This window comes from Agromyces capsici (assembly GCF_058349965.1).
Window position 1 is genome coordinate 711833 of the sequence record NZ_JBYRET010000001.1, and the last position, 13042, is coordinate 724874.

At 73.1% G+C, this 13042-nt stretch carries 16 protein-coding genes; 9 read left to right on the top strand and 7 right to left on the bottom strand.

All coding sequences use genetic code 11. The features are described from left to right. Positions 1–51: 51 nt before the first annotated feature. Positions 52–1494: a MocR-like transcription factor YczR gene (gene yczR / locus AC3RKB_RS03490; RefSeq protein ID WP_491434586.1), complete on the bottom strand. Its 1443-nt coding sequence runs from the start codon at positions 1492–1494 to the stop codon at positions 52–54. 66 nt (positions 1495–1560) lie between these two features. On the opposite strand from yczR, the gene yczE reads away from it, so the two are divergent. Together yczE and AC3RKB_RS03500 are read left to right on the top strand one after the other, a co-directional pair. Next, entirely contained in the window at positions 1561–2304 is a 744-nt protein-coding gene (yczE, locus tag AC3RKB_RS03495) for a membrane protein YczE (protein WP_491434587.1), read from the top strand. 127 nt (positions 2305–2431) lie between these two features. Next, positions 2432–2689 (top strand): hypothetical protein, encoded by a 258-nt coding sequence (locus tag AC3RKB_RS03500; protein ID WP_491434588.1) that lies wholly within the window; start codon positions 2432–2434, stop codon positions 2687–2689. A gap of 78 nt (positions 2690–2767) precedes the next feature. Here AC3RKB_RS03500 and AC3RKB_RS03505 read toward each other — a convergent pair whose 3' ends face one another. Then, positions 2768–3526 carry a MerR family transcriptional regulator gene (locus AC3RKB_RS03505; RefSeq protein WP_491434589.1) on the bottom strand — a complete coding sequence of 253 codons (759 nt, stop codon included), beginning with the start codon at positions 3524–3526 and terminating at the stop codon, positions 2768–2770. A gap of 233 nt (positions 3527–3759) precedes the next feature. Between AC3RKB_RS03505 and AC3RKB_RS03510 the strand changes: the two genes are divergently transcribed. The 4 genes from AC3RKB_RS03510 to crcB all read left to right on the top strand — a co-directional run bounded on the left by AC3RKB_RS03510 (position 3760) and on the right by crcB (position 6278). Further along, positions 3760–4602: a DUF4097 family beta strand repeat-containing protein gene (locus AC3RKB_RS03510; RefSeq protein ID WP_491434590.1), complete on the top strand. Its 843-nt coding sequence runs from the start codon at positions 3760–3762 to the stop codon at positions 4600–4602. Further along, positions 4599–5210: a PadR family transcriptional regulator gene (locus AC3RKB_RS03515; protein ID WP_491434591.1), complete on the top strand. Its 612-nt coding sequence runs from the start codon at positions 4599–4601 to the stop codon at positions 5208–5210. The genes AC3RKB_RS03510 and AC3RKB_RS03515 overlap by 4 nt, the downstream gene beginning before the upstream one ends. Before the next feature lie 277 nt (positions 5211–5487). Beyond that, a complete protein-coding gene (locus tag AC3RKB_RS03520) occupies positions 5488–5907 on the top strand; it encodes a fluoride efflux transporter FluC (protein ID WP_491434592.1) in 420 nt (139 codons plus the stop codon). After that, positions 5904–6278, top strand: a complete 375-nt coding sequence (crcB, locus tag AC3RKB_RS03525) for a fluoride efflux transporter CrcB (RefSeq protein ID WP_491434593.1) — start codon at positions 5904–5906, stop codon at positions 6276–6278. Before AC3RKB_RS03520 ends, crcB begins: the two co-directional genes overlap by 4 nt. Positions 6279–6296: 18 nt before the next feature. Here crcB and AC3RKB_RS03530 read toward each other — a convergent pair whose 3' ends face one another. Then, positions 6297–7466 (bottom strand): FAD-dependent oxidoreductase, encoded by a 1170-nt coding sequence (locus AC3RKB_RS03530; RefSeq protein WP_491434594.1) that lies wholly within the window; start codon positions 7464–7466, stop codon positions 6297–6299. Between the two features lie 177 nt (positions 7467–7643). Between AC3RKB_RS03530 and AC3RKB_RS03535 the strand changes: the two genes are divergently transcribed. After that, positions 7644–7841: a DUF3073 domain-containing protein gene (locus AC3RKB_RS03535; RefSeq protein ID WP_491434595.1), complete on the top strand. Its 198-nt coding sequence runs from the start codon at positions 7644–7646 to the stop codon at positions 7839–7841. Between the two features lie 80 nt (positions 7842–7921). Here the strand turns inward: AC3RKB_RS03535 and AC3RKB_RS03540 are convergent, their stop codons facing one another. From AC3RKB_RS03540 to purM, 3 genes are all read right to left on the bottom strand, one after another. Next, complete coding sequence (locus tag AC3RKB_RS03540; RefSeq protein WP_491434596.1) at positions 7922–8581, bottom strand: hypothetical protein; 660 nt, start codon at positions 8579–8581, stop codon at positions 7922–7924. Positions 8582–8643: 62 nt separating this feature from the next. Then, the gene (locus AC3RKB_RS03545; RefSeq protein ID WP_491434597.1) at positions 8644–9405 is read right to left on the bottom strand and encodes an LLM class flavin-dependent oxidoreductase; all 762 of its coding nucleotides are present in this window, start codon (positions 9403–9405) and stop codon (positions 8644–8646) included. 2 nt (positions 9406–9407) lie between these two features. After that, the gene (purM, locus tag AC3RKB_RS03550; protein WP_491434598.1) at positions 9408–10562 is read right to left on the bottom strand and encodes a phosphoribosylformylglycinamidine cyclo-ligase; all 1155 of its coding nucleotides are present in this window, start codon (positions 10560–10562) and stop codon (positions 9408–9410) included. A gap of 27 nt (positions 10563–10589) precedes the next feature. Between purM and AC3RKB_RS03555 the strand changes: the two genes are divergently transcribed. Further along, on the top strand, positions 10590–11207 hold the full coding sequence (locus AC3RKB_RS03555) for a zinc-binding alcohol dehydrogenase (RefSeq protein ID WP_491434599.1): 618 nt from the start codon (positions 10590–10592) through the stop codon (positions 11205–11207). On the opposite strand, the gene AC3RKB_RS03560 is transcribed toward AC3RKB_RS03555, so the two are convergent. Then, the gene (locus tag AC3RKB_RS03560) at positions 11188–12516 is read right to left on the bottom strand and encodes an acyltransferase family protein (protein WP_491434600.1); all 1329 of its coding nucleotides are present in this window, start codon (positions 12514–12516) and stop codon (positions 11188–11190) included. The two genes, AC3RKB_RS03555 and AC3RKB_RS03560, sit on opposite strands and share 20 nt — an antisense overlap. 62 nt (positions 12517–12578) lie before the next feature. Between AC3RKB_RS03560 and AC3RKB_RS03565 the strand changes: the two genes are divergently transcribed. After that, positions 12579–13013: a hotdog fold thioesterase gene (locus AC3RKB_RS03565; protein WP_491434601.1), complete on the top strand. Its 435-nt coding sequence runs from the start codon at positions 12579–12581 to the stop codon at positions 13011–13013. The last annotated feature ends 29 nt before the right edge of the window (positions 13014–13042 follow it).

Consider the following 13042-nt stretch of genomic DNA (forward strand, 5'->3'; position numbering starts at 1 on the left):
CGCACCGGACGACCGGGGCGTTGACGGCAGGTGAACGCCGGGCGGCGCCGCTCAGACGACGGCGGCGAGCACGCTCTGGTCGGGCACGGGCGTGCGGGCGAGCGAGCCCCAGGCGCGGCGCAGCGCCTGCACCGCGGCATCCGTCGCCTCGGGCGAGTAGCAGATGGGCAGGCGCAGGAAGCGCTCGAACGCCCCATCGATGCCGAACCGCGGACCGGCCGCGATGAGCAGGCCGTGCGAGCGCGCGGCGAGCGCGAGCTGCGAGCTCACGGGCGCTCCGAGGCCGACCCAGGTGACGATGCCGCCGTCGACGTGCGGCACGTGCCAGTCGGGGAACGCGTCGGCGAGCAGGCCTTCGAGGCGGTCACGGCCGGCGCGCAGCTGCTGGCGGCGCAGGTCGAGGATGTCGTCCATGCGACCGAGCAGGCGGGTCACGATCAGCTGCTCGAGGATCGGCGTGCCGAGGTCTCCGGGCGAGCGCACCGAGAGGAGCCGGCGGATCAGCGGCCGGTCGGCGCGGATCCAGCCGACGCGCACGCCGCCCCAGACCGTCTTGCCCACGCCGCCGACCATCACGGCCGGGCCGTACGCGGCGAGCGGCTTCAGGTCGAGGCCGCGGTCGATGTCGAGCTCGGCGGTCGTCTCGTCGGCGATCACGACGGTGCCCTGGCGGGCGGCCGCGTCGAGCACGCGCTCGCGCGCCGAGGCGGAGAGCGAGCGCCCGGTGGGGTTGTGGAAGTCGGGCATGAGGTAGGCCGCGACCGGATTGGCGTGCCCGATGGCGCGCACGAGGTCGGCGGCCTCGTCGGCGGCGCCGAACCCCTCGGGGCCCGAGTCGTGCGGGGCGGTCGCGACGGTCACGAGCCGCGCGCCGGCCGCGCGCAGCGCCTCGTAGGCGTGCGGGTAGGTCGGCGCCTCGATGAGGGCGCGGTCGCCGCGACCGACGAGCGCGCGGGACAGGAGGGCGATCGCGTGCTGCGCGCCGATCGTGACCATGACCTGTTCGGGGCTCGTGGGAAGGCCGCGCGCGGTGTAGCGGTCGGCGATCGCGGCGCGCAGCTCCGGAATGCCGATCGGGTCGAAGCCCGGGTCGCCGAGGTGCGCGGGCAGGTCGTCGACGGCCGCGCGCGCGACATCCGGCAGCCAGGGCAGCGCGGGCAGCGCGGCCTTGGAGAAGTCGATGTACTCGGCCGCGGGCGGGACGGGCAGAAGTGCCGGTGCGCCGGGCAGGCGCGCGACGCTGCCCGAGCCGCGCACGCTGTGCAGCAACCGCTGCTCGCGCAGCTCGCGGTAGGCGGCGGTCACGGTCGTGCGGCTGAGCCCGAGCCGCTCGGCGAGGTCGCGCTCGGCGGGCAGGCGCGTGTCGACCGGGATCCGGCCGTCGAGGACGAGCAGGCGGATGCGCTCGGCGAGGGCGCGATAGGCGCTGCCGACGTCGCCGCGCCAGTCGCCGAGGAGGGTCTCGAGGGCGCGGGCGCTCAGGGTGGCTTCCATGGTGCGAGCCACTTTACCGCGATTGGCTCTTTGCGAACAGGCCAATTCCGAGATTGGATTGCTGTCATGCCCCGCACCGTCCGCACCCGCCGCCCGGCCGCCGCCCGCTTCCGGACCGCCGATCCGGCGCCCGTCTTCGCGCGACGCGTCGTCCAGCTGGTCGTCGGCCTGTACCTCTACGGCCTCGGCATCGCCCTCATCGTGCGCGGCGAGCTGGGCGTCGCCCCGTGGGACGTGCTCACGCAGGGCCTCGCGAAGCAGACCGGACTGGGCTTCGGCCTCATCACCGTGATCACGAGCGGCATCGTGCTCCTGCTGTGGATCCCGATCCGGCAGAAGCCGGGCTTCGGCACGCTCATGAACGCACCGCTGGTCGGCCCGTTCGCCGACCTGTCGCTCTGGATGATCCCGACCGGCCTCGACCTCTGGGCGCGCATCCTCATGCTCCTCGGCGGCATCCTCGTCCTCGCGGTCGCGACGGGCCTCTACATCGGCGCGCACTTCGGCCCCGGCCCGCGCGACGGGCTCATGACCGGCCTGCACCGCCGCACCGGATGGCGCATCTGGATCGTCCGCACGGGCATCGAGCTCACCGTGCTCGTCACGGGCTTCCTCCTCGGCGGCAACGTCGGCGTCGGCACGCTCGCCTTCGCGCTGCTCATCGGCCCGCTGTGCGGGTACACGATCCCGCTGTTCGCGGTGAAGCGGGCGACGGATGCCGCGGCGCCCGCGGCGCACACCGCCCGCCCTCGTCGCCGCACGCCCTCGCGTCGGGCCGCAGGCACTCCCGCCACCCCGGTCGTCGAGTAGCCTCTCGCGGGGCCACGGGTGTGGCGCGCCGCCACGACCGCCGCTCCGCGCTAGCGTGACCGCACACGGTCGCGGGCACGTGTCATCCGGACCCGAGCCTGCTCCGCGACGAGAGACGGGGAACCACATGCGCAGACGCACCATCGCCCTCTCAGCCGCCGGCCTGGCCCTGGCCGGCTCACTCGGCTTCGCGGCACCCGCATTCGCGGCTGAGTCCGGCGTGAGCCCGAACGCCTCCTGCGTCGGAACGACGTTCGTGCCGCAGGCGGTGGGAGAGCCCGGGGCGATCGCGCGTCGGATCGCCGAGATCAAGAGCTTCATCCCCGTCAGCTTCGGCGCGGTCATCGGCGACTTCGCCCGGTGGGAGGACTGCTCGGGAGAGTAGAACCGGAAGCGCCGAGCCGCCACTCTCGCCTGGAACGGTCAGCGCCGTCCCTGCAGGAGTGGCGACCCGGCGCCGGGGCTAGAGGTTCGCCTCGGCGTACGCGGTCATCGCGTCGCGCACGAACTCGGCGCCTCGCGTACCGCCGTAGTTGGCCGCGAACCGATCGTCGGCCACGTACATCTCGGCCAAGCCGAGGAAGTACTCCTTCGTCGGCCCGTCGGCGCCGCCGCCGGGCGTGCCCGGGATGCCGCGCAGCCAGTCGAACTGGCGCTGCGCGAGCGCCTGCCCCGCGTCGCCCGCCGGGTCGGCTCCCGACTCCGCGGCGGCGATCCAGTCGCGACCGAGGGTGGCGGCCCGCTCCTTCCACGCCTGCCGTTCGTCGTCGCTCATCCCGCGCCACCAGCGGTCGCCCGCGGCGTACGCGTCACGACCCCAACGCTGCTCGACCTCCTCGCGGTACTGCGTGTGGTCGAAGCCGTCCAGCATGTCCTTCGCCATGATCTCCTCACCTCCTTCCAGTGCCTCGATGGTCCGTTCGACCGACGCGACCTGTCGCGCCAGCCGATCCTGCTCCTGCCGGAGCCACGCGAGATGGCCCTCGAGCGCGCGGGACTCGTCGCGCTGCCCGTCGAGCACCTCGGCGATCGCCGGCAGCCCCAGCCCGAGCTCGCGCAGCAGCAGCACGCGCTGCAGCCGCACGAGCGCGGCCCGGTCGTAGTACCGGTAGCCGTTCGCGCCGACGCGGCTCGGCTCGAGCAGGCCGATGTCGTCGTAGTGGCGCAGCGTGCGGCTCGTGGTGCCGGCGAGCCTCGCGATCTCCTGGATCGACCAGTCCATGCACGTCTCCTCTCCCCACGACATCCGGTTCACCACGATGCTAGAAGTTGACGCAGCGTCAAGGTCAAGCGGATGGCGCAGCCGCACGCACGCCGCCACGAACGCGATATATCTTGACTCGCGCCTGTTCGCGATATATCGTGATCTCATCACACGCGATATATCGCGACTTGCGCCGCCCGGGCGCAGCGCGAGCGGAACCATCCGCCCGCCGCAGAACGAAGGAGAACCGCATGGCCATCGAGAAGTGGGTCGTGAACCCCGGTGAGAGCCGGGTCATCGACCTCGAACTCGTCCGCAAGCTCAAGGTCAGCCTCATCGGCGGCAAGGTCGACGTGATCGCCCACGACGAGCCCGGCGCCCGCGTCGAGATCTCGAGCGTCACCGGCAAGGACCTCATGGTCCAGATCGACGGCGACTCACTCGAGATCGACCACCCACAGCTCCGCTGGGACAACTTCGTCGAGGTCTTCAAGGGCTTCACCGGCAGCGCCAAGGCACAGGTCTCGATCCTCGCCCCGCGGCACGTCGCCATGAAGCTCGGCGTGGTCTCGGGCGACGCGCTCGTGTCGGGCTTCGACAACGACGGCCGGTTCAGCTCGGTGTCGGGCGACCTCGTGATCGACAACCACGCCGGCGACATCGAGTGCACGAGCGTGTCGGGCGAGGTGTCGGTCGGCGACCACACCGGCCGGATCACCGCGCACACCGTCTCAGGCGACGTGACCGTCACGGGCGAGGTCGGCTCGTTCAACGCCGACACGGTCTCGGGCGACATGATCCTCGACGTGAAGGGCACACCCGGCCGGGTCGACACCAACACGGTGTCGGGCGACCTCACGCTGCGCTTCGACTCCGGCACAGGCGCGCGCTACCGGGTCAACACCGTGACCGGTTCGCTGCTGCTCGACGACACGCAGATCAAGGGCACCCTCGGCAAGGGCTTCGAGCGCGTCACGGGCGAGCTCGACGGCACTTGGCTCGACCTGCGCGCGAACAGCGTGTCGGGCAACATCGCGGTGATCCGCCGCCAGCCGGCCGGCGCTCCCGCCGAGGCCGGCGAGGCATCCGCATGACCCCCCCGGTGTTCGCCCACGGCAACCTGCGCCTCTACCTGCTCGCCCTGCTCGAGGAGCAGCCACGCCACGGGTACGAACTGATCCAGGCCCTGTCCGACCGGTTCGGCGGCACGTACTCGCCGAGCGCCGGCACGATCTACCCCCGACTCGCCAAGCTCGAGGAGGAGGGGCTCGTGACCAAGCGCACCGACGGCCGCAAGTCGGTGTACGAGATCACCGACGCCGGCCGCGCCGAGCTCGAGTCGCGCCGGCACGAGCTCGACGCCATCGAGGACGACGTGACCGATTCGGTCCGCCGGCTCGCCGAGGGCGTGCGCGCGGAGGTCGACTCCGCGATGCGCACCCTCCGCGCCGAGCTCGCCAACGCCGCGCGCGAGGCGAAGAAGGCCGCGAGCACCGAGTCGGCCACGCCGCAGCCCAACGCCGAGTCGACGCGGGCGATGCACGAGGCCGACCTCGTCATCACCGAGTTCCGCCAGCAGCTCCGACTCGAGTTCCGCAACCAGGCCAACCGCGGCCGCGTCAGCGGCGACACCGTGTCGCTGCTCCGCTCCCGGCTCGCCGACGTGCGCTCCGAGGTGCTGCGCGAGCTCGCGCAGCGCTGAGCGCGCGCCCTGCTCGCGAACGCATGAGAATCCGCGTCCTTCCGCTCCCCGGGGCGGATGGCGCGGATTCTCATGCGTTCCGACGCGCCGGAGTGCCGGGAGACCCGGTCGGGGAGCAGGCGACTCACGCGAAAATGCCCACCTGAGGGCGGATTCGCGTGAGTCGATGCCGCATCCTGCCGCTGCTCACGGCGCATGATGCGGATCCTCATGCGTTCGTGCTGACGCGCACGGGGTGCCGCCGCCCTGCGACGCGAGCACGGCGTAGCCTCGACGCGTGCTCCCCTACCTCGCGGTGTTCGCCGGCGGTCTCATCGGCACGGGCTTGCGGTTCGCCGCGGATGTCGCGCTCCCGCACGCCGACGACGGGTTCCCGTGGTCCACCCTCCTGGTCAACCTCGTCGGCGCCTTCGTGCTCGGCTGGCTGGCCGGCGGGCTGTGGACCCGGCCGAGCACGCCGACCTGGCTCAAGGCGGGCATCGGGTCGGGCGTCATCGGATCGTTCACGACCCTCTCGGCGGTCATGGGTTCGATCACGATCCTCGGCCGCGAGGGGGAGGTCGGGCTCGCGGCCGCCTACCTCGGCGTCTCGCTCGTCGCGGGCCTCGCGCTCGCGGCGGCGGGGCTCAAGCTCGGCTCCGCGCTCGCGCACCGGCCCATGCCGACCGAGGTCACCGACGACGGGGCGACGCTGTGAGCCCGCTCGTGGTGGCCGCGGTGCTCGTCGCGGGCGCGATCGGCGCGGTGATCCGGTACGCGCTGTCGCGCGCGTATCCGGTCCGGCCGGGGCACCTGCCGGGCGGCATCCTCATCGTCAACGTCGTCGGCTCGGCCGCGGCCGGCGTCGTGATCGGCCTCGCCGAGCGCGCCGCACTCTCCGACGACCTGCGGCTCGTGCTCGTCACCGGGTTCTGCGGCGGGCTGACCACGTTCAGCACGTGGTGCGTCGAGACCATCGAGCTGGCGGATGGCGGGCGCTGGCGGGCCGCGATCCTGAACGTGCTCGTCACGCTCGCGCTGGGACTCGGCGCGGCCGTCGGCGCGTACCTGCTCGTGCGCTCGGCCTGAGCCGCGCCATCCGGCCGATCAGATCATGGCCAGGATCTGCCGGGCGATCATGCGCCCGGCCCGGTTCGCGCCGATGGTCGAGGCCTGCGGCCCGTAGCCCGCGAGGAAGATCCGCGGGTCCTGCCATGAGGCCCCCTGGCCGACCGTCACGCCGCCCGCCTTCTCGCGGAGCTTCAGCGGCGAGAGGTGCCGCAGCTCGGGACGGAAGCCGGTCGCCCAGATGATCGCGTCGGCGTGCGCCGAGGTGCCATCCGCCCACACCACGCGGTCGGCCTCGATGCGGTCGAACATCGGCCGGGCGCGGAGGAGCCCGCGGTCGATGCCGGCCGCGATCCGGCGGTTCTTCGGCACGCCCGTGCCGCTCACGATGGAGGGCAGCGCGCGGCCTGCACGAGCCGCCTCATCCTGCCGGGAGACCGCGGCCGAGGCGCCCTCGAGATCGAGTTCCTGCCGGTCGAGCCAGTCGATCGGCCGGCGCGAGACCCAGGTGAGCTCGGATGCCACGCCCTCGAGCTCGAGCATGAAGCCGATCGCCGAGGTACCGCCGCCGACCACGACGACGTTCCGGTCGCGCAGGTCCTCCGCGGAGGCGAAGTCGGAGGTGTGCAGGTGCCGGCCGCGGAACTCGCCCATGCCCGGGTAGAACGGCACGAACGGCGAGCCCCACGTGCCCGTCGCGTTCACGAGGTACTGGGCGCGCAGCTCGCCACGCGGCGCCGCTGGGGTCTCGGGCTCCTGGAACGTCCTGCGGCGGCGACCGAAGAAGCCGCGGCTCGTCAGCTCCTCGGTCGGCTGCGGGCTCAGGTCCTCGTACTCGATGCGCAGGTCGACGCCGTCGTTCGAGACCCGTCGCACGTTGACCGGGCGGTGGACACGCAGGTCGTAATGCCGCTCGAACCGCCCGTAGTAGTCGGCGACGACCTGCTTGGCCGGAAGGCTCCGGTCGGCCGTCTCGAAGCTGAGGCCGAGCTCCCCCATGCCCGGCAGGTCGTTGACCCGGTGCGCCGTTCCGAGGCGCAGGGACGACCAGCGATGCTGCCACGCGCCACCCGGTCCGGGGGCGCGGTCGAGCATGACGAAATCCTCGTCGGAGACGAGTTCGAAGCGCCGCAGGTAATAGGCGACCGACAGCCCCGCCTGTCCGGCGCCGATCACCGCGACCTTCACACGGTCGGGGATCGCATCCACCCGTCTATCCCACCATGTCCGGAGCGGTCGCGGCGCCGCTCGGAGGGCCTCCGCATCGCCGTCGCGGCAGCCGTTCGGGCCTCGCGGCGGTGGTAAACTACCAGCCGGGATTGTTCATATCAGAAAGAGCCGGGTGACGACCATCCCACCCGGCCAGACGTCGTAAGGGGGTCACGCATGGGGCGCGGCCGTCAGAAAGCCAAGCACACCAAGGTCGCGCGGGAGCTGAAGTACTTCAGCCCCGTGACCGACTACAGCGCGCTCGAGCGCGAGCTCACGGCTTCGAACCACGATCACGACGACGAGGTGTCGAAGTGGTCCGAGTACTCCGACGACGACTCCTACGTGCCCGACGACGGCAGTCACCGCGCCTGAGTCCCCACGCGTGAGCGGCGCCCTTCCCGGGGCGCCGCTGATCCGTTGATCGACCGCGCCGACCGGCGCGGCGCGGCACGTCATCCCCGCAGCATCCGCCGCAGGCCCAGGCCGGTCAGCAGCGCGACCGTCGACGCCATGAGCACGCCGCCGACCGCGAACAGCGCGAACACCAGCGCCGGAGGGCTCGACTCGTCGATGAACGGCGACGGCAGGAACGTGAACACGATGCCGCCGAGCCACGCGCCCATGTTGATCGGCACCCAGCGCCAGGCCCGCGGCACTCCGGCGCGCGCGAGCACGGGCCGCTGGGCGAACGGGATCGTCGCGAGGAGCACGAGTCCGGCCACGCCCACCACGGTCCACGTCACGGGCGACGACCAGTCGATCACGACGCCGAGGTCGGCGAGCGTGGTCGGCAGCATGCCGATCGCCCATGCCGCTGAGGCCGCGATGGCCGTCGCTGCGACCCAGCGACCGATCGGCACCTCCGCGCTCGAGCCGCGGAGCCCGAGCCACTGGCCGAGACCCAGGAGCGCGCCCTCCCCCGCACCGAACACGACGAGCAACGCCCACGCGCCCCACGCCTCCAGCCCGAGGAGCGCGGCGAGCGCGAACCCCGTCACGGGGATGAGGAACCCGAGGCTCTCGCCCAGCACCGTGAAGCCGACCCACCGCCCGAGCCGGAATCGGGTCGAGCGGGGCGTGCGCGTCGGCGACGCGAGCGTCGGGTCGGACATGCGTCCACGCTAGGGCGGGGCACCGTGCGCGGCGACGGCCGATGGTCCCGTACGCTCGCGGCTCAGGCGGCGGCGCGCCAGCGCGCGGCCTCGTCGGCGAACTGCTCGAGCTCGGCGAGCGTGCCGCCGACCGTGATCGCGCGCAGCACGACCTCGTCGACCACGTCGTAGGCGGCGAGCGTGGCGCCCCGGTCGATCGTCGCGTCGATCGGGTTGACCCCGAGCCGCGCGAAGTTCGCCGCGTACGACGCGTACGAACCGTAGCGGTCGGCCTCGCGGCGGAGCGCGGCGCGGGCGGCGCCGTCGACGATCGTGCGCGCGTAGAGCACGCCTCGCACGACGTCGGCTCGCTCGCCGGCATCGCGGCGGAGGTCGTCCATCGCCCCCGCGGCGGCCGTCGGGGTGAGCCAGTTGAACACGGCGGCGTCGGCCTGCTCGGCGGCGAGTCGCCGCATCCGCGGGCCGAGCGCGCCGACCGCGATCGCGGCATCCGTGCGGTCGCGCAGCGCAGCGATGCCCTCGGAGACGATCACGAGCGGATGGCGCGCACCGCCCGAGCCGATCCCGATGGTCGTGCGCTCCAGGGGGAGCCCGTCGAGGACGAGCTTCCCGACCGGTCTGCGATCGAGCGGGATCACCCCGGTCGCGAGCCCGAGCCGCTCGGTCACCTCGGCGACCGCCCGGAGCCCGCCGAGGGAGTCGCCGCCCGGCACGTCGTTGAGCCAGAGCCGCTCGAAGCCGAGCCGCTCGAGCCGCGGTGCGAGCGCGCGGAGGAGGTCGTGGTCGGTCGCGCCGGGCAGGCCGAGCGAGAGCGCCGCGCGCATGATCAGCTCCGGTACGAGCCGACGAGGCGCACCGCGCCGCCGTCGACGCCCTTCGCGCCCTGCTCCCAGCCCGCGGCCGAGGTGTCGTACGCGCCGGTCGCGACGGTGCCGACCTGCCAGGACGGCAGGCCGAGCGTCTCGAGCTCGGCGATGACGGAGGCCGCGACATCGGCCGCGACGACCGCGAAGAAGCCGATCCCGAGGTTCCACGTGCCCTCGGTCGACTCGAGCGTCGTGCCGGCGAGGTCGTTCAGCACGCGGAACACGGGCTGCGGCGACCAGGTGGAGCGGTCGACCTCGACCCACGAGCCGCGGGGCAGCACGCGCGCGAGGTTCGCGGCGATGCCGCCGCCCGTCACGTGCGAGAGCGAGTGGATCGCGGTGCCGAGCCGCTCGTGCTCGAGGAGCTTCACCAGCGGACCCGAGTAGAGGCGCGTGGGCTCGAGGAGCGCCTCGCCCCAGGTCGTTCCGAGGTCGGCCGCGGCATCCGTGTACTGCAGGTTCGCGTTCGCGAGGATGTGCCGCACCAGGGAGAAGCCGTTGGAGTGCAGGCCGCTCGACTCGATCGCTATCACCGCGTCGCCCGCGCCGACGCGGTCGGCTCCGAGCGCGCGATCGGCCTCGACGACGCCCACGGCGGCGCCCGCGACGTCGTAGTCGTCGACGCCCATCAGCCCGGGGTGCTCGGCGGTCTCGCCGCCGACGAGGGCGGTGCCGGTCTCGGCGCACGCGCGCGCGATGCCGGTGACGATCGCGGCGATGCGCTCGGGCACGACCTTGCCGCACGCGATGTAGTCGGTCATGAACAGGGGCTTCGCGCCGACCACGACGATGTCGTCGACGACCATACCCACCAGGTCCTGCCCGATGGTGTCGTGCACGTCGAGCGCCTGGGCGATCGCGATCTTCGTGCCGACGCCGTCGGTGGAGGTCGCGAGCAGCGGCCGGCGGTAGTCCTTGGCGAACGAGAGGTCGTAGAGGCCGGCGAAGCCGCCGACGCCGCCGAGCACGTTCGGCCCGTGCGTCTTCGCGACCGCCTCCTTCATCAGCTCGACGGCGAGGTCGCCGGCGGCGGTGTCGACTCCGGCAGCGGCGTAGGACGAGTTCGCGCTCACCCGACAAGGGTACCCGTGCGGGCGCGCGCCTCCGGGCCGCATGACAGGGGCCGGCGGTAGAATCCGGGCATGCACGCGGGGTCGACGCCGTCGTGGGTGATTCGCGAGAACGCGAGCACCGCGACCCTGCTCGCCCTCTACCTCCGCGAGGTGCTCGGCATCGCCTCGCCGGCCGAGTTGCCGCGCCTGCGCGACGTCGGCCGCGTCGGCCCCGAGGGGCCGCGCGACGTCGACGCGCACGACGCGCTCGAGAAGCAGTGGCGCGACTGGTGGACGATGACGGTCGAGCCCGAGGAGCACCCGTCGTCCGTGCCGCTCGAGCTGGTCGACGAGTACGGCACGGCGATCGCCCTGCCGGTCACGGGCGCCGAGGCGCTGGCCGCCGCCATCCGCCCGCACGCCGAGGCGGCGCTCGCGTGGGCCGACTGGGCGCACGAGCGGTACCGCACCGCGTCCGCGGCGCGGTCGGGCGACACGTACCGTGCGTACGCGGGCAGCATCGCCGAGCACGAGCGCGAGGTGGGCCGGCGTGCCCACTCGTTCGAGCTGAACGTCGAGGTGCTGCCGCTCGCGGCATCCGGTGTCTGGTGGATCGGCCGCAAGACCGTGGCGGTGACCGACTCGCTGCGGGCGGATGCCGCGGCGTTCGACGACGCGATCCACCCGATCATCGCCGAGCTCGCCTGAGCCGCCCGCGTCGCACCGCCGCTGACCGGATCGGCCGACCCCGGTCGAGCACGACCGACGCGGCGAGCAGCACCGTCCCGACGGCGGCGAGCGCGAGGTCGAGCGAGCGGAGGATCACGGCGAGCAGCGGGACGAGCGCGAGCACGGCCGCCGCGACGATCGCGGTCGTGGACGGCGGACGGAATCCCGCGGGCACCGCGGCCGCGAACCGCTCGAACCGCGCGAGCGGGTACGAGATGGCCCACACGACGGCCAGCACCGCGGTGAACACCAGCGGACGCCCGATCCACCAGGCGGCGTCCGCCGGGTCCGGGGCCGCGTCGGGTACGAGCAGCGAGAGTCCGGCGATCGCGGCGATGACTGGCAGGTGCCAGAGGTAGAGCGTCAACGCCCTCGTCGACACGGCGGCGACGACGGCGCGCGCGGGGCGGGCCGCCATGAGCCGCACGAGGGCCGGATGGACGAGGGTGAGCAGGCTCATCTGGGCGATGCCGAGCAGCATGAGCGACACGGTCGGCGGGTCGAGGTTGGTCAGCATGTTCGGCGCGTGCCATCCTGCGGCGACGCCCAGCCAGGCGAGCGAGTACGCCGCGACCGCGAGCACGCCCAGCTGCAGCCGCGTGCGCCGGCCGAACCAGCCGTCGGCGTACCAGAAGCCGAGCTGCTGCACGAACGCGCCGACGAAGAGGAGGTTCACGAGTCCGACCTCGCGGCTGCCCGTGTCGAACCGTGCGACGTCCACGACGATCGCGGCGGCGGCCAGCCCGGCGAGCGTGAGCCCCGGCGCCCGCCGGTGCAGTTCGGCGAGCCACGGCACCAGGCACTGCACGAGGAGGTACGCGGCGAGGAACCACAACGGCACGCCGATGCCGGCGGTGATCGCGTCGCGCAGCCCGGGATCGACGCCGGCGAACGTCGCGATCGTCATCGCGGCCGTGATCGCGGCGAACAGCGGCAGCGCCGGCGCCGCGAGGCGCAGGGTCCGGGAGCGGACGAAGCCGGCGTCGGTGCCGCCCTGCGCGCGACGGCGACGCCACGAGGTCACCGCCGTGAACCCGCCCAGCGCGAAGAACAGCGGCATGACCTGCCCGGCCCACGTCGCCGGGACGAACCACGGCTGCTCCTCGACGGGGCGCGAGAGCACGATCCGCCCGGCGGGATCGACTCCGACGCCGACCATGAGGAGGTGACCCAGCACCACGAGCAGGATGCAGGCGACCCTCGCGAGGTCGACGACGAGATCGCGAGGCCCGGATGTCGCGGCGCGCATCGGATGGGCCAGCGCCCGGGTCCGATCCTGGTCCCCCATGTGAACATCATGGACGCCCGGTCGCCGCGAGCGCACCAGCGACGCGTGGCAGACTCGACCGCATGAGCATCTGGTTCGGCGACCCCTCGCTGGAGTGGGCGAACTCGCGCGGCGAGCACGCCATGATCAGCACCCTCGGCATCGAGATGACCGAGCTCACCGAGGACTCGCTGAAGGGCCGGATGCCGGTCGACCACCGCACCCGCCAGCCTGCGGGGGTGCTCCACGGCGGCGCCTCGGTCGCCCTCGCGGAGACGCTTGCGAGCTGGGGCGCGTCGTTCACCGTCGACCCGGCGCAGTACTACTGCGTCGGCATGGAGATCAACGCCAACCACGTGCGCCCCGTCACCGAGGGCTGGGTGTACGGCGAGGCCCGCCCGATCACGCGCGGCCGCACGACGCAGGTGTGGGACATCCGGATCACCGACGAGCAGGGGCGCCTCGTGTGCATCTCGCGGTGCACCATGGCGGTGCTCGCGACGCCGTCGCAGTACTGACGCCCGCCCGGGCGCCTCGGTATCGTGGG